The sequence below is a fragment of the Rathayibacter sp. AY2B7 genome (genome assembly GCF_002931635.1).
Taxonomy (GTDB): Bacteria; Actinomycetota; Actinomycetes; order Actinomycetales; family Microbacteriaceae; genus Rathayibacter.
In genome coordinates this window covers 1-15,327 of the sequence record NZ_PSUC01000093.1, presented here as the reverse complement: position 1 = coordinate 15,327, position 15,327 = coordinate 1, and the positions used below count along the sequence as shown (strand labels likewise).

Genomic DNA, 15,327 nt, shown 5'->3' with positions numbered 1-15,327 from the left:
CACTCCCTCCTCCGTCACGACCGGACGACCGGCCGCCGTGCGCTCAGCAGACGCGGGCCGGGTAGGCCACCGTCTGCGCGAGGGTCTCGGAGCCCGCCGTCGCGGTCACCGTCACCTGGCTGCCCGGCATGCTCGCCAGGCGGGTGGTGAACGCGGCCGATCCGCTCGCGCCCGCGGCCACCCCGGTGACCGTCTTCGAGCCGTAGGCCGAGGCCATCGCGACGTCGATCGGAGCGGTGCCGCCGTTCTTGGCGAGGACCGTCAGCACCGCCTTCCCGGCGACGCAGCGCGACGTCACGGTCACCGGCACAGTCAGCGCCGGGGCGGCCGCCTCGGGGACGACGATCTCGCCGATCTTGAGGAACGAGCCCGGCGTGGAGAAGGTCAGCTTCAGGCCGGTGGCCGAGACCGCCGCGAACGGGATCGTGGTCAGCGTGCCGTTCGCCGCCGGAGCGACGTTCTGCGCGGTGGTCGGCTTCCAGGTGCCGTCCTCGGCGCGGTAGGCCACGCTCACCGACGCCAGGGTGCCCTCGGTGTTGGTGAAGGTGAGCCCGGCGACGCGGTGCGCCTCGGTGTTCGTCAGCGTGAACTCGGCGCTGCCGGCGAAGGTGCCGTCGGTCCAGGTCGACCAGGGGGTGCTCACGTTGCCGTCGCAGGCGTTCTTCGCGGGGAGGGTCGCGTACTTCGTCTGGCTGAACGACGCCGAGACCGCGGCTCCGGGGACGCGGCAGACGTTCGTCGGCGGCGCGGTGCCCCAGATCTGCACCTCCGAGACCGACTGCCACGTGTTCGCCGCGCTGGTGAGGTGCAGGCGGAGGCCCGTGGTGTCGGGCAGGGAGGACAGGTCGAGGATCGCCGTCGGGGCGGATCCGGTCGCGGCCTGGCTGAGGGTGGTGGCGACCGAGGAGGTCGTCCATGCGCCGTTCACCTGGTACTCGACCTCGATCCTCGAGGGCCAGGTCGCGGTCGCACCGTCCTTGTAGGTGCTGATCGTCACCGAGTCGAGGTTCTGCGCCGCGCCCCAGGAGAAGGAGAGGCGGCTGTCGCGCGGGTAGCCGGCCGAGGACCAGTCGTCCCAGCCCTTGCCCTTCACATCGCCGTCGATGAGCTTGCCGGCGAGGTCCGTGCGGCTCGAGACCGCGACCGACGCTCCGGGAGCGAGGTTCGCGATGCCCGGCTCCGCCACCTCGATCGTGCGGGTGAAGCGGCGACCGGAGGAGAATCCGGCGTCGGCGGCGAGCGTGCCCGTCACCTGCACCGTGCCGAGCTCGGCGGGGCCGGGGGCGGCCCAGGTCACGGCGACGTCGCGGGTCGAGCCGTTGCTCGAGACCGAGACCGTCGAGGGGAGCGCGGCGGCGATGTCGGCGCCGCGGCGGACCTGCTTCGGCAGACGGGCGTCCACGACCGACCAGACGCCCTCGCCGACCCCCTTGTCGTCCCAGTAGGAGAGGTTCCAGCCGGATCCCCAGCGCGCCGGGTCCTCCTGAGCCGGATTCCGCATCTCGAGGCGGCCGTTCTCGCCGACCGTCATCGGGAGCCAGACGTAGGTCGAGTCCGACTTGCCCTCGTTCCAGCGGTCGCCCATGTAGACGTACTTGCCGGGAGCGAGGGTGAGGACGTTCGTCGACTGCGAGCCGAAGGTCGTCTTGCGGGAGTCGCCGATCGAGAGCAGGCCGTCGCCGCCCTCCGGGATCGCGTTGTAGGCGACGTTCTCGTCGGCGTCGCCCTTCTCGACTCCGCGGGTCCACGCGCCGAGGATCGAGTCGGCGGTGTAGTAGGTCTGCGGGTTCGGCGCCCAGCCGGTCGCCCCGGAGGCGATCGTGTAGTACTTGCCGCCGTTGGCGAAGATCGCGGGCGCCTCGAGGTGTCCGCACTCCTTGACGATCTGGAAGTCGGTGCCGCGCACCGGTGCTCCGGCCGCACCGTCGGCGAAGACGTAGGGGTACGTCCCGTCGGCCGAGTACTGGTTCGCGTCGAGGGTGTCGGTCGTGGTGGTCCGCTCGACGTTGGTGTAGTCGGCGTCCAGCTTCGCCACGTAGAGCGAGTAGTTCTCCTCGGAGGAGTAGGAGATGTACGCGGTGCCGTCCTCGTCCTGGAAGACGGTCATGTCCCGCGCCTGCCCGGGCACGGCGGAGGTGGTGCAGGCCTTGTAGTCCGTGCGGTTGTAGAGGCGGTAGACGCCCTGGAGCGTGAAGGGCCCGGTCGGGCTGTCCGAGACGGCTACTCCCGCCATCGAGCGCGCGTAGGTGCTGCCGCCCGGGGTGATGCGGCCGTCGGAGTGCCACCACATGACCCACTTGCCGGTCTTCTCGTTGAAGAGGACCTTGGGGCGCTCGAAGATGGCGGTGTTCGGCGAGGCCTGCGTCGTGTCGAGGTGGTAGTCGAGCTCCGCGATGCGGTCGGCGCGAGGGGCTCCGGAGTCGTCGACGGTGTCGTAGAGCGCGTCGAAGTAGGGGGCCTCGAGGTCGGCCGGAGCCGAGACGCTGCGGAGCGCGGTGCCCTTGTTCTCCCAGTTGTGGCCGTCGGTGGAGCGGTAGACCGCGACTCCGGGGCTGTTCCAGTAGCCCTTCGTGCGGTCCTCGCCGTACCAGTACTGGACCTGCTGACCGCCCTCCTCGACGGTGACGATCTGGCCGCCGTGCGCCTGGATGTGGCGGCCGTCGGTGTCGTACCAGTAGGGCTGGAAGTAGCCGGCCGCGGTGCTGCCCGGGTCCTGGACCGCCGGGTAGTCGGTGTAGGTCACGGGCGTCGAGGTGCGCGGCACTCCGTCGTCGGGATCCGTGGCCACGGCGGCCGAGGCCGACTGCGCTCCTGCTCCCAGGAGTGCTGCGACGAGCAGCGCGGCCACCGCCGCGGCGGCCGTTCGTGGTCGAGACGTCATGCTGTGCTCCTTTGCACCGGGGACTTCGCGCATGTTCACGCAAACATCAGGCTTCCACGAGGGTCTGATGACGTCAACATCCGAATCCACTCGATCGCCGGATCCCGACGGCTGCGGGCCCGGTCCTTGCTGCTCGACCTTCCGGCACGAGCGCTCCGCCCGGCTGGAAGGCGCGCTCCGCGAACCGGCGATCATCCGATGCCGCTCGAACCGCGATCGCCCCCGGGCCGGAGGGCTCGAGGGCGATCGGACGTGCGGTGCGGCCTAGCCGCCGACCGCCTGGCGAGCGCTGTCGAGCCCGCTCGAGAAGGCGTCGGCGGAGGAGACGTTGCCCGACTCCAGCTCGACCAGCGCCCCCGAGAGGGCGGCGCCGATCGCTCCGGTGTCGGGGCCGTTCACGAACGAGGGGAAGTCCTCGACCGAGCTCGCGATCACCTCGCCGATCCTCGAGTCGCCGAAGAACGGATCGGTGTAGGCGCGGACGCTGTCGCTCTGCAGGGCGGCGGTGGCGGCGGGGAACGTGCCGGAGGTGGCGAAGTGGTCCTCCTGGCCCTCCGCCGACATCATCGTCTGGATGTACTGCCACGCGGCCTGCGGGTGCTCGGCCCGCGCTGGGATGGCGATGACGCTGCCTCCCCAGTTGCCGCCGACTCCGGGGACCGAGGTGACGCGCCAGTTCCCCGCGGTGTCGGGGGCGTCGGTCGTGATGCCCTGGAGGATCCAGGACGGAGCGACGGTCACGGCGAACGAGCCGTTCGCCCGTCCGGGTGCCCAGCCGGAGGAGAAGGCGGCGATGCCGGCGCTGATCCCCGCGTCGTGGGCCTTCACCGCGATGTCGAAGGCGTCCTCCACCTGCGGGTTCGTGTCGTAGACGAGCTCGCCGTCGGGGGAGTAGTACTTCTCGGTGACCTGGTTGATCGTCGAGTAGAAGACGCTGGTCTCCACGTTGTCGACGAAGGGCTTGCCGGTCGCGGCCGTGTACTTCTCGCCGGTCGCGAGGAAGCCGTCCCAGTCGCTCCAGAGCGCGGCGACCTCGTCCGGATCGGTGGGGAGGCCTGCCTGCTCGAACAGGTCCGCGCGGTAGGCGAAGCTGAGGCCGCCCACGTCGGTCGGCACGCCCACGACGGAGCCGTCCGCCGCGGTCGCCGCGTCCGCCGCCCAGGGCAGGTAGATCTCTTCCCGACGCTAACCCGTGCTCTCCGAAGCATGCAAGTGCTCTGCAGTAGTTCCGGATATCGATCTCAGAGCTGCGAGGATCTCGCGCGCTCGAGGATGGCCGCGATCACGGCGGACTTCGCCTCGGCGTAGTCGTTCCCGTCCTCCCAGCGCCGGAGGAGGAGAGACGCCTTCGTGCTGCGGTAGAGCTCGCGGTCGGCCGGGTCGGTGCGCAGCCGGTCGCGCAGGAGGAGGTACGCGTCGATCGCGGGATGCCCCTCCTCGTAGACGTGCACGTGGGCGTCCCGTCCGGGGGTGCGGACGAGCCGGTGCCCGGGCTCGCGGGTGCGCAGGACGTAGCCGGCCGCGAGCAGCGGCGCGACGTGGTCCTCCTCCGCCGTGATGTCGGGCACGACGACCAGCACGTCGACGATCGGCTTCGCGGGCAGGCCCGGGACGGAGGTCGAGCCGATGTGCTCGACCCGCACGCCCGGGACCGCGTCGAGGATGCGCCGCCGGTGCTCCTCGAACAGGGCGGACCACTCGGGGTCGTACTCGTGCAGGGCGAGCTCCAGCGGCTCCGGTCCGCCGACGAGCTCGACGGAGACGACATCCGGGCGACGGGGGGAGCGGTGCGGAGTCACCGGGTCATCCTGCCAGGGGTGCCGCAGGGCGGGTGCGGTTCACTGGAGCGATGAGCACGCTCCTCGTCACCGCGCATCCCGACCCCGACTCGCTCACCGCCGCTCTCGCGCGACGGCTCCAGGAGGAGCTCGGTCCGGACGGCGTGGCGGCGGCCGACCTCGACGCCGAGGGCTTCGATCCGCGGTTCGGCGCGGCCGACCGGGACCGCTACCGCGGCGATGGCCCCGTTCCCGACGACGTCCTGCGCGAGCAGCGCCGGCTCGACGGCGTCGACCACCTCGTGCTCGTCTTCCCGGTCTACTGGTGGTCGATGCCCGCGCTGCTGAAGGGCTGGATCGACCGGGTGTTCATCGCCGGCTGGGCCTTCGACATCGATCCCGTCCATGGCACGCGGCGCAGACTCGGCGCTCTGACCGTCCACCTCGTCCTCGTCGCGGGGGACTCCGCCGGGACCTACGAGCGGCACGGCTACGAGCAGGCGCTGCTGACGCAGATCCAGCACGGGATCATCGACTACTGCGGAGCCCGGCGCGGCGGAGCCGTCTTCGTCCACGAGTCCGAGCGCGAGGACGACGCGAGCCGCAGGGCGGCGGTCGAGGACGCGGTCGAGCGGACCATGGAGGCGATCAGGGCTGATCCGCCTGCAGCGCTCCGGTGACGAGGGCCTGCACGAGGGTGTCGGCGTCGTAGTCCGGATCGTGGGCGGCGCCGATGCAGAGGTTGCCGATGCCCTTGAGGAGCATGTAGCCGCTGAGACTCGACGCCAGGATCCGGGCGGGTCGTGCCGCTTCGAGCAGGTCGCCGCAGACGGGGACGAGCCGCTCCACGAAGTAGGCGTGCAGGGCGTCGGATCCGGCGCTGTCGCCCTGGAGCGCACCGGCGAGGCCGTGCTTGGTCACCAGGAGGTCGACGAAGTGGGCGACCCAGGCCCGGAGGGCGGCCTCCGTGGTCGCGCTGTCGGCGAGCAGCCGTGGGCCCGCCTCCGCGCAGGCCTCGACCTGGTGGCGGTAGACGGCGACCACGAGCTCCGAGCGGGTCGGGAAGTGCCGGTAGATCGTCCCCATGCCGACGCCGGCCTCCGCCGCGATCTCGCGGACCGGCGCGTCCACGCCGGAGGCCACGAACACCGTCGCCGCGGCGGCGAGCAGAGCGTCGCGACTCGTCCGCGGTCGGCCGGGCGTGCGGGGCGCACGGTCGCTCATCGGTTCTCCTTGCTTTTCGGAGCGGCGCTCCGTAATGTCTCCGAGCGCAGCTCCATCACGTTCCGGAGCAGTGCTCCGCAATGTTCCGGAGCAGCGCTCCGACGATTGTGCCAGAGCGCCGCCCCCCAGGAAGGACCCTCGTGCCCACTCCGCTCCTCGACTCCCTCGACCGCGTCGTCGGACCCGGCGCCCCCGTCGTCTCCCTCGCTCCGGTCGTGCTCGACGCCCCCGGCCGCCCCGTCCCGCTCGAGGTCCGCGTCTCGGCCCCGACGACGGGGTCGGATCTGCCCGTCGTGCTGTTCTCGCACGGCAACGGCTGGAACCTCGACGGCTACGCCCCGCTGACCGCCTTCTGGGCGTCCCGCGGCTTCGTCGTGATCCAGCCCACCCACCTCGACTCCCGCCGCAACGGCTTCGGCTTCGACCACCCGGTCTTCCCGAGCATCTGGACGGAGCGGATCGCCGACCTGACCCGCTCCCTCGACCGGCTCGACACCCTCGAGGCGGCCGTCCCCGGCCTCGCCGGACGGATCGACCGCGCCCGGATCGCCGTGGCCGGCCACTCCTGGGGCGGGCAGACCGCGCAGGCCCTCCTCGGCGCCCGCGTCCTCGACGACGACGGCACCGCCGGAGCCGACCTCTCGGACGAGCGGGTCCGCGCCGGGATCCTGCTCGCGGCGACCGGGCTCGCCGGGGACGACCTCGCGCCGTTCGCCCGCGAGCACTTCCCCTTCCTGCGGCCCTCGTTCGCCGAGCTGACCACACCGACCCTGGTCGTCGCGGGCGACCGCGACCAGTCGCGGATGTCGCGGCGCGGCCCCGACTGGTTCACCGACGCCTTCACGCACAGCCCCGGTGCCTCCGACCTGCTGACCCTCCACGGTGCGGAGCACTCGCTCGGCGGGATCGTCGGGGACTCGGTGGCGGAGACGACCAGACGCGGACCCCGAGCGCGTCGCCGCGCTGCAGCGGCTGAGCACCGCCTACCTCCGCACCGCGCTCGGCGTCGATCCGCGGAGCTGGGGCGCCGCGCGGGACGCCTTCCGACACCACGGGGCCGCCGTCGGCCGGATCGACGGGAAGTAGCGGAGACGGTCGACCCCCGGTGAGCACCGCCCGATGTACGCGGTCCGCACGGCCGAGCGCGACCCCACTCGATCCGTCGCGAACGGCCCGTCGCCGAGGGGCGGACGGGCCGTTCGCGACGGATGAGCGGAGCGGGTCCTGCCGTCAGCGCGGGGCGCGCAGCCCGGCGAGCGGGCCGCCGTGCAGCGGCTCCGTCTCCCAGCGGACGCGGGCGGTGCGGTCGGGAGCGAGCTCGACGTGCAGGCGGTGCGGGTTCTCGAGGAACACGACGTCGACCAGGACGCCGTCGCCCGAGGGTCCGGCGCTCGCCGCGAACGGCCCGTCGACGGTCCAGGCTCCCGCGCCGGGCGTCACGGCGAAGCGTTCGTCGCCCTCGATCAGCGCGAGCGTCCAGCCGCCCTCGTCGGCCGTCACCTCGACGGCGTCGGGCCACGATCCGACCGGCGTGTAGCTCCCGGTCGCGGGGGAGGCGCCCTCGAGCGGGGGCAGGGCGAGCTCCGACAGCCGGTCGGCCAGCCGGGCGTCGGCCTCCGCCGTGGACCCGCGGCCGACGGCGGGGAGCAGGTGCTCCCAGGCGAGCGCGAGCAGCGTCTGCGTGTCCGAGGTCTGGCCGGTCAGTGCGATCACGAGCTCGCGCTCGGGCACGATCAGGCTGAACTGCCCGTACGCGCCGTCCGCGCGGTAGCCGTGCAGCGACCGCCAGAACTGGAAGCCGTAGCCCTGCTGCCAGTCGGGTCCGCCGTCCTCGTGGGTCGGGACGTGCGCGCGGGACGCCTCGGCGACCCACTCCGGCGAGAGGATCCGCCGGTCGTCCCAGCGCCCCTCCTGCAGGTACAGCAGTCCGAGCGCAGCGGCCGCCTCGGTGGTGGCGTGCAGGCCGCTGTAGCCGAGCTCGCGCCCCGAGTCGTCGCGTTGCCAGGCGACCTCGCCGATGCCGAGCGGATCGAGCAGGCGCGGGCGCAGGTAGTCGGTCAGCGACTGCCCGCTCACGCGCTGCACGATCGCGGCGGCGGCGAAGGTGCAGGGCTGGTTGTAGGCGAAGACGCTGCCCGGCTCCTGCTCCGGCGGGAGGAGGAGGAAGCCGCGCACCAGGTCGGCCGGGTCCCTCTCCTCGGCGCGGTCGATCGTCTCGGCGGAGTGGCCGCTCGCCATCGCGAGGACGTGGCGGACGCGGATCGCACGCGAGCGCGGGTCGGTGATCTCGTCGTCGAGCTCGGGGAAGTACGAGAGGACGGTGGCGTCCAGGTCGACCAGGCCCTCGGCGACCGCGAGGCCGACGGCGGTCGCGGTGAAGCTCTTGCTCAGCGAGTAGAAGAGGTGCAGTCGCTCGGCCGAGTACGGCGCCCACCAGCCCTCGGCGACGACGTCGCCGCCCTGCACGACCATCAGCCCGTGCAGCTCGACGCCGGGAGCGGCCTCGACCGCGTCGACGAAGGCGAGCACCCCCTCGGCGTCGACGGAGCGGGCGGACGGGGTGCTTCTCGGCAGTGAGCGCGTCATCCTCCGATGCTACGACCGGCGCGGCGCCGCCTCCGCCCGGGGGCAGGTGGCGGCGCCGCCTAGGCGGTCGGCTCGGCGGGGAAGGGCCCGAGGCCGAGCAGGAAGCGGAGGATCGCGTCGGCCGGCACGCGCAGGGCGGGGCCGGAGCCGAGCTCCCACTCCGCGTCGGTCGGAGCGAGGGTGCGACCGCGGACGGCGGCGCGGATCGCGAGCGGCGCGCGCTGCAGGCGGTCCAGGGCCACCCCGCCGGTGATGCGGGAGGAGAGGGCGAGCGGCTCGGGGGAGAGGGCGAGCTCGACGCGGACGACCTCGACCAGCTCGGCGACCGAGCGGGGACCGGCGCCGGCGCGGCGAGCGGAGGCGAGAGCGGCCAGGGCCGGGGCGACCTCGGCGGGAGGAGGAGGGGAGGAGGCCTCGCGGGCGCCCATCCGCGTCGCGAGGCGCTGGCCGGTGCTGCTCGAGAGCCGCACGACGAGCTCTCCGAGCAGGGCGTCCCGGGAGACGGCACTGGCCGCCTCGCCCTCCGTGGTGGAGGGGGAGGCGGCCAGGACGGCGAGGCGGTCGAGCCTCTCGGCGACGAGGGGGCGCCAGTCGTTGCTGACGCCCGTCTCGTCGACCGAGGGCCCGGTGCTCAGCGGCAGGAACCGCGACCAGTCGGGCACGACCGCAGGGCCTAGCGTCCGCCCGAGCGGCGCTTGTTGTAGACGTCGAAGGCGACCGCGAGCAGGAGCACGAGGCCCTTGACCGCCTGCTGCCACTCGATGCCGATGCCCATGATCGACATGCCGTTGTTCAGGACGCCGATGATGAGGCCACCGATGATCGCGCCGCCGATGGTGCCGACGCCGCCCTGGACCGCCGCGCCGCCGATGAAGGCGGCCGAGATGGCCTCGAGCTCGAAGCCGTCACCCGCCTTCGGGCCGGCGAGGTTGAGTCGCGCGGTGAAGACGAGGCCGGCCAGCGCCGCGAGGACGCCCATGTTGACGAACAGCCAGAAGGTGACGTTGCGGGTCTTGATGCCGGACAGCTCCGCGGCGTGCAGGTTGCCGCCGATCGCGTAGACGTGACGGCCGAAGACGGAGCGGTTCATGACCACGCCGTAGATCAGGACGAGCACGGCGAGCACGATCAGGGTGACCGGGATGCCCTTGAAGGTGGCCAGCGCGAAGGAGAAGGCCGCGATCACGACGGAGACGAGGACGAGCTTGGTGACGAACCAGGCGCCCGGCTCGACGCTCTGCGCGTACTTCTGGCGGCCGCGGCGGGTGCGCACGGACTGCACGGCGAAGGCGACGATCGCGAGCGCGCCGATGACGAGCGACAGCGGGTCGAGGTCGGTCTCGCCGAACAGGTCGGTGAGGAAGCCGTTGCCCAGCGCGCGGTACTCGGTCGGGAAGGAGCCGATGTTCGCGTTGCCGAGGACGACGAGCGCCAGGCCGCGGAAGATCAGCATGCCCGCCAGGGTCACGATGAACGCCGGGATCCCGACGTACGCGATCCAGAAGCCCTGCCACGCTCCGACCAGGGCGCCGATGAGGAGGGAGAGGACGATCGACAGCCACCACGGGAGACCCATGTTGACCGCGAAGACGCCCGAGATCGCTCCGACGAACGCCGCGACCGAGCCGACCGAGAGGTCGATGTGCCCGGCCACGATGACCATCACCATGCCGATGGCGAGGATCAGGATGTAGCCGTTCTGGACGATCAGGTTCGAGATGTTCTGGGGGCGGAGGAGGATTCCGCCGGTCATCACCTCGAACAGCAGCACCACCACGATGAGGGCGATGAAGATGCCGTTCTTGCCGAGGTCGCCCAGCACGTGGCTGAGGCGCTTCGTGAAGGCGTTCTCGGTGGGCTTCACCTGCGCACCGGCCGCGGTGGACGGTTCGTTCTGCAGATCGGTCATCGTTGCTTCTCCTGGGTCATGAGGGTGAGGACCGCCTCGGGCGTCGCCTCGGCGATGGGCAGCTCGCCCGTGATCCGGCCCTCCGACAGCGCGTAGACGCGGTCGCAGATGCCGAGCAGCTCCGGCAGCTCGGAGGAGATGACGATGATCCCCTTACCCTGCGCCGCGAGCCGGTTGATGATGGTGTAGATCTCGTACTTCGCACCCACGTCGATGCCGCGGGTGGGCTCGTCGAGGATGAGGACGTCGGGGTCGGAGTAGATCCACTTCGACAGGACGACCTTCTGCTGGTTGCCGCCCGAGAGCTTGCCGGTCTTGGCGAGCACGGTCGGCGACTTGATGTTCATGCTGCCGCGGTACTCGTTGGCGACCTCGAACTCGCGGTTGTCGTCGACCAGTCCGCCGCGGGCCACCTTGTCGAGCGACGCGAGCGAGATGTTCCGCTTGATGTCGTCGATGAGGTTGAGGCCGTAGTGCTTGCGGTCCTCGGTCGCGTAGGCGAGCCCGTGGGCGATCGCCTCCGAGACGTTCCGGATCTTGATCTCCTTGCCGGCCTTGAAGACCTGGCCCGAGATGCGGCTGCCGTAGGAGCGGCCGAAGAGGCTCATCGCGAACTCGGTGCGCCCGGCGCCCATCAGCCCGGCGATGCCGACGATCTCGCCGCGGTGCACCGTCAGGTTGACCTTGTCCACCATGACGCGGGTCGGGTCCTGGGGGTGGTGGGCGGTCCAGTCGACCACGCGCAGGATCTCCTCGCCGATGTGCGGCGTGTGGTCCGGGTAGCGGTGGTCCAGGTCGCGGCCGACCATGTCCTTGATGATGCGGTCCTCGGTGACGTCGTCGTGGGCGATCGTCTCGATGGTCTTGCCGTCGCGGATGACCGTGACGGTGTCCGCGATCTTCTTGATCTCGTTCAGCTTGTGGCTGATGATGATCGACGTGATCCCCTGCTCCTTGAGGTGCAGGATCAGGTCGAGCAGGTGGTCCGAGTCCTCGTCGTTGAGTGCCGCGGTGGGCTCGTCGAGGATGAGCAGCTTGACCCGCTTGGAGAGCGCCTTCGCGATCTCGACGAGCTGCTGCTTGCCGACTCCGATGTCGAGGATCTTGGTCGTCGGGTTCTCGCGCAGACCCACCCGGGCCAGCAGCGACGCCGCCTCCTGGTTGGTCTTGTTCCAGTCGATCAGGCCGCCGAAGCCGCGGACCTCGTTGCCGAGGAAGATGTTCTCCGCGATGGAGAGGTAGGGGCTGAGGGCCAGCTCCTGGTGGATGATGACGATGCCCTTCGCCTCCGAGTCGCGGATGCTGGAGAACTGCATCACCTCGTCCTCGAAGACGATGTCGCCCTCGTAGGTGCCGTACGGGTAGACACCCGACAGGACCTTCATCAGCGTCGACTTGCCGGCGCCGTTCTCCCCGCAGATCGCGTGGACTTCGCCGCGCTGTGCGTTGAGCGTGACGTCCTGGAGCGCCTTCACGCCCGGGAACGTCTTGGTGATGCCGCGCATCTCGAGGATGTTCGAGGTCACGCCGCCTCCCTTCCTTCGTAGTGGGGGAGGGCGCCCACTGGGCGCCCTCCCGGGGTGTTCCTTCTCGGGTGAGGAGAGAGGACTAGCCGTTCACTTCCGCATCCGTGTAGTAGCCGCCGTCGACGAGGACGGACTGGATCTGGTCCTTGGTGACGATGACCGGCTCGAGCAGGAAGGCCGGGACGACCTTCTTGCCGTTGTCGTAGGTGTCGGTGTCGTTGACCTCGGGCTCGGTGCCCTCGAGCACGGCCTGGGCCATCTTCACGGCCTCCTTGGCGAGCTCGCGGGTGTCCTTGTAGATGGTCGCGTACTGCTCGCCGGCGATGATCGCCTTGACGGAGTCGAGCTCGGCGTCCTGACCGGTGATGATCGGGAAGTCGGAGCCGACGGTGTAGCCGGCGTCGGTCAGAGCCGAGATGATGCCGCGGCTGAGGCCGTCGTAGGGCGAGAGGACGCCCTGGACCTTGGAGCCGTCGGAGTACGTCTTGGTGAGGATGTCCTCCATGCGGCTCTGGGCGACCTCGCCGTCCCAGCGGAGCGTGGCGACGGTGTTGAAGTCGGTCTCACCGGACTTCACGACGAGCGTCTTGTCGTCGATGTACGGCTGGAGGGTGTCCATCGCGCCGTTGAAGAAGAACGTGGCGTTGTTGTCGTCGGGGCTTCCGGCGAACAGCTCGACGTTGAAGGGGCCGGCGGGGGCGTCGGCGGCCTTCGCGCCGGTGAGGTCGGTGAGACCCAGGCCCGCGAGGAGCGAGGTGGCCTGCTGGACGCCCACCTTGTAGTTGTCGAAGGTGGCGTAGTAGTCCACGTTCTCGGAGTCGCGGATGAGGCGGTCGTAGGCGATGACGGGGATGTCGTTGGCCTTGGCCTCCTCGAGCACGCTCGTGAGGGTGGTGCCGTCGATCGAGGCGACGATCAGGGCCTTGGCGCCCTTGGTGATCATGTTCTCGAGCTGCGAGACCTGGGTGGGGATGTCGTCCTCGGCGTACTGCAGGTCGACCTGGTAGCCGGCCTCCTCGAGCTGCGACTTGACGTTGTTGCCGTCAGCGATCCAGCGCTCGGACGACTTGGTCGGCATCGCGACGCCGACGAGGCCGCCGTCGCCGGATCCCGAGCCCGAGCCGCCACCGGTTCCGGAGGAGCAGGCGGCGAGGGAGAGGATCATCGCTCCGCCGGCGATGCCGGCGATGAGAGCGCGCTTCATTGTGGTCACTGTGATTCCTTCGTCATTGAATGCAGTGGATGCAGGGCCGCCCTCGGGATCGGGGCGGAGCTGTGATGCCATGTGAGCGATCACATTGCGTCATGCTAGACCCGACGGCGCCGTTCGTGTCAACGCGGATGTCTCGACTCGGTAACGGGACATCGGCGGCTCCCGGCGGCCCGTCCTCCGCCCTCCACCGCGTGCTGTCAAGGGTCCCCGGCCGTGGAAGGGAGCAGGGGCCGCGTGCGTTGCGTCCAGCACTGTCGAAAGGACGCACACCATGACGAAGACCTGGTTCATCACCGGCGCCTCGAAGGGCTTCGGCCGCGAGTGGGCCGAGGCGGCTCTCGAGCGCGGCGACTCGGTCGCCGGCACCGCCCGCCGGATCGAGACCCTCGACGCTCTCGTCGAGGAGTACCCGGACACGTTCCTCCCGCTGACCCTGGACGTGACCGATCGCGGGGCCGGCTTCGCCGCCGTGCAGGCCGCGGCCGAGCGCTTCGGGCGCCTGGACGTCGTGATCAACAACGCCGGCTACGGGCACTTCGGCATGATCGAGGAGCTCACCGAGGAGGAGGTCCGCGCGCAGCTCGAGACCAACGTCTTCGGCGCCCTCTGGGTCACCCAGGCCGCGCTGCCGATCCTCCGCGAGCAGGGCTCGGGGCACATCGTCCAGGTGTCCAGCATCGGAGGCATCAGCGCGTTCCCCTCGATCGGCGCGTACCACGCGTCGAAGTGGGCGCTCGAGGGCTTCACCCAGTCGCTGGCCGCCGAGGTCGCCGGCTTCGGGATCCACGTGACCCTCGTCGAGCCCGGCGGGTACTCGACCGACTGGTCCGGTCCCTCCGCGTCGCGCAGCGAGCCGATCGCCGCGTACGACGAGGTCCGCGAGGCCGCGAGCCGACGCCCGTCCGCCGCGCAGCAGGGCGACCCGCGGGCCTCGCGTCTCGGGATCCTCGCGGTCGTGGACGCGGACGAGCCGCCGCTGCGGATCTTCTTCGGACGTGCGCCGCTGGGCATCGCGACGGCGGACTACGAGTCGCGCCTCGAGACCTGGAAGCGCTGGAACGACGTGTCGATCGCCGCTCACGGCGAGTGATCCCGGGCGGTCGCGGCGCGAGGGCGTCGCGGCCGCCGGTCAGCGCGAGGCGGTGACGCTCGCGCTCCGGGGGACGGCCGTGGATCCGCGGACGACCAGCTGCGGAGCGATCGGCGCCGCCTTCTCCGGCCGGTCGCCCTCGATCAGGCTGAGCAGCGCGGCCACGCACCGGCGTCCGAGCTCCACGAAGTCCTGGCGGACGCTGGTCAGCGGCGGCCAGTAGAACGCCGCCTCGGGGATGTCGTCGAAGCCGATGACGCTGACGTCCTCCGGCACGCGGACCCCGCGCTCGTGGAACGCGCTCATCAGTCCGAGTGCCATCTGGTCGTTCCCCGCGAACACCGCGGTGAAGTCGAGGAAGCGCGAGAGCTCGAGGCCCACGCGGTGGCCGCGCTCGGCGCTCCAGTCGCCGAGCAGCGGCGGGCGCAGCGGGATCGAGCGGTGGTCGAGCTCGGCGAGGTAGCCGCGCATCCGCGCCTCGGCCTCGATCCAGTCCTGCGGGCCGGCGAGGTGCACGATCTCGGTGTGCCCGAGGTCGATCAGGTGCCCGGTGGCGATGCGGGCGCCGGCCATCTGGTCGACGTAGAGCGCGTCGTCGCGGTCGTCCTCGCTCGTCTGCAGCGTCACGTGCGGGATGCGCAGCGCGACTCCGGAGAGGATGTCGAAGACGCGGATCTGCGGGGCGACGACCACGAGGCCCTCGACCGCCTGGTTGAGCAGATGCCGGATCCCGGCCTGGATCGACGCGCCGTCGGTGCCGTCGACGTTGGCCGTGACGACGAGGTAGCCCGCGTCGCGCGCCGCCACCTCGATGGCCTGGATGCTGGAGGCCGGACCGTACTGCAGGCTCTGCGAGGACAGCACGCCGACGGTGCGGGTGCGGCTGGTGACCAGTGCCCGCGCGGCGAGGTTGGGGCGGTAGTCGAGCTCGGCCATGACCTCGAGCACGCGCTTCTTCGTCTCGGCGCGGAGGCTCGGATGGTCGTTCAGGACCCGGGAGACGGTCTGGTGCGAGACGCCGGCCGCGCGGGCGACGTCGTAGATGCTCGGTGCCCGCGACGCGGGCTTGTCTTCCGGCATCGGGCACCGCGGCTCTCTGTGATCGGCGCCTCCGACGCAG

The 15,327-nt window shown here is 71.1% G+C and carries 13 protein-coding genes; 3 read left to right on the top strand and 10 right to left on the bottom strand.

Annotation, left to right across the window (positions count from 1 at the left end; translation table 11 throughout):
- Window positions 1-43 precede the first annotated feature (43 nt).
- From C5C27_RS13685 to C5C27_RS13675, 3 genes are all read right to left on the bottom strand, one after another.
- The gene (locus C5C27_RS13685) at window positions 44-2,881 is read right to left on the bottom strand and encodes a discoidin domain-containing protein (protein ID WP_104314678.1); all 2,838 of its coding nucleotides are present in this window, start codon (window positions 2,879-2,881) and stop codon (window positions 44-46) included.
- A gap of 264 nt (window positions 2,882-3,145) precedes the next feature.
- Window positions 3,146-4,048, bottom strand: a complete 903-nt coding sequence (locus tag C5C27_RS13680; protein WP_258066754.1) for an ABC transporter substrate-binding protein — start codon at window positions 4,046-4,048, stop codon at window positions 3,146-3,148.
- A 74-nt stretch (window positions 4,049-4,122) separates the two neighbouring features.
- Complete coding sequence (locus tag C5C27_RS13675; RefSeq protein ID WP_104314676.1) at window positions 4,123-4,680, bottom strand: GrpB family protein; 558 nt, start codon at window positions 4,678-4,680, stop codon at window positions 4,123-4,125.
- 50 nt (window positions 4,681-4,730) lie between these two features.
- Here C5C27_RS13675 and C5C27_RS13670 point away from each other — a divergent pair, with 50 nt between their 5' ends.
- On the top strand, window positions 4,731-5,339 hold the full coding sequence (locus C5C27_RS13670; RefSeq protein WP_104314675.1) for an NAD(P)H-dependent oxidoreductase: 609 nt from the start codon (window positions 4,731-4,733) through the stop codon (window positions 5,337-5,339).
- On the opposite strand, the gene C5C27_RS13665 is transcribed toward C5C27_RS13670, so the two are convergent.
- Window positions 5,308-5,883, bottom strand: coding sequence for a TetR/AcrR family transcriptional regulator (locus C5C27_RS13665; protein ID WP_104314674.1), 576 nt, complete (start codon window positions 5,881-5,883; stop codon window positions 5,308-5,310). The genes C5C27_RS13670 and C5C27_RS13665 overlap by 32 nt on opposite strands.
- Before the next feature lie 140 nt (window positions 5,884-6,023).
- On the opposite strand from C5C27_RS13665, the gene C5C27_RS13660 reads away from it, so the two are divergent.
- Window positions 6,024-6,992 (top strand): chlorophyllase, encoded by a 969-nt coding sequence (locus C5C27_RS13660; protein ID WP_219813177.1) that lies wholly within the window; start codon window positions 6,024-6,026, stop codon window positions 6,990-6,992.
- A gap of 121 nt (window positions 6,993-7,113) precedes the next feature.
- Here the strand turns inward: C5C27_RS13660 and C5C27_RS13655 are convergent, their stop codons facing one another.
- The 5 genes from C5C27_RS13655 to chvE form a co-directional block, all read right to left on the bottom strand.
- Window positions 7,114-8,469, bottom strand: a complete 1,356-nt coding sequence (locus C5C27_RS13655; protein WP_104314673.1) for a serine hydrolase — start codon at window positions 8,467-8,469, stop codon at window positions 7,114-7,116.
- Window positions 8,470-8,528: 59 nt separating this feature from the next.
- Window positions 8,529-9,131 carry a hypothetical protein gene (locus C5C27_RS13650; protein ID WP_104238240.1) on the bottom strand — a complete coding sequence of 201 codons (603 nt, stop codon included), beginning with the start codon at window positions 9,129-9,131 and terminating at the stop codon, window positions 8,529-8,531.
- Between the two features lie 11 nt (window positions 9,132-9,142).
- Window positions 9,143-10,378, bottom strand: coding sequence for a multiple monosaccharide ABC transporter permease (gene mmsB / locus C5C27_RS13645; RefSeq protein WP_104224982.1), 1,236 nt, complete (start codon window positions 10,376-10,378; stop codon window positions 9,143-9,145).
- Window positions 10,375-11,904, bottom strand: coding sequence for a multiple monosaccharide ABC transporter ATP-binding protein (gene mmsA, locus C5C27_RS13640; RefSeq protein ID WP_104238239.1), 1,530 nt, complete (start codon window positions 11,902-11,904; stop codon window positions 10,375-10,377). Before mmsA ends, mmsB begins: the two co-directional genes overlap by 4 nt.
- An 82-nt stretch (window positions 11,905-11,986) precedes the next feature.
- A complete protein-coding gene (gene chvE / locus C5C27_RS13635) occupies window positions 11,987-13,108 on the bottom strand; it encodes a multiple monosaccharide ABC transporter substrate-binding protein (RefSeq protein WP_104238238.1) in 1,122 nt (373 codons plus the stop codon).
- Between the two features lie 280 nt (window positions 13,109-13,388).
- Here chvE and C5C27_RS13630 point away from each other — a divergent pair, with 280 nt between their 5' ends.
- Window positions 13,389-14,207, top strand: coding sequence for an SDR family oxidoreductase (locus tag C5C27_RS13630; RefSeq protein WP_104314672.1), 819 nt, complete (start codon window positions 13,389-13,391; stop codon window positions 14,205-14,207).
- Window positions 14,208-14,246: 39 nt separating this feature from the next.
- On the opposite strand, the gene C5C27_RS13625 is transcribed toward C5C27_RS13630, so the two are convergent.
- Window positions 14,247-15,287, bottom strand: a complete 1,041-nt coding sequence (locus tag C5C27_RS13625; RefSeq protein ID WP_104234510.1) for a LacI family DNA-binding transcriptional regulator — start codon at window positions 15,285-15,287, stop codon at window positions 14,247-14,249.
- Between the last annotated feature and the right edge of the window lie 40 nt (window positions 15,288-15,327).

Bases quoted from the DNA above. Each gene is read 5' to 3' on its own strand.
- C5C27_RS13685 (WP_104314678.1), bottom strand. From the start codon at position 2,881: ATGACGTCTCGACCACGAACGGCCGCCGCGGCGGTGGCCGCGCTGCTC.
- C5C27_RS13670 (WP_104314675.1), top strand. From the start codon at position 4,731: ATGAGCACGCTCCTCGTCACCGCGCATCCCGACCCCGACTCGCTCACC.
- C5C27_RS13665 (WP_104314674.1), bottom strand. From the start codon at position 5,883: ATGAGCGACCGTGCGCCCCGCACGCCCGGCCGACCGCGGACGAGTCGC.
- C5C27_RS13655 (WP_104314673.1), bottom strand. From the start codon at position 8,469: ATGACGCGCTCACTGCCGAGAAGCACCCCGTCCGCCCGCTCCGTCGAC.
- mmsB (WP_104224982.1), bottom strand. From the start codon at position 10,378: ATGACCGATCTGCAGAACGAACCGTCCACCGCGGCCGGTGCGCAGGTG.
- chvE (WP_104238238.1), bottom strand. From the start codon at position 13,108: ATGAAGCGCGCTCTCATCGCCGGCATCGCCGGCGGAGCGATGATCCTC.
- C5C27_RS13630 (WP_104314672.1), top strand. From the start codon at position 13,389: ATGACGAAGACCTGGTTCATCACCGGCGCCTCGAAGGGCTTCGGCCGC.
- C5C27_RS13625 (WP_104234510.1), bottom strand. From the start codon at position 15,287: ATGCCGGAAGACAAGCCCGCGTCGCGGGCACCGAGCATCTACGACGTC.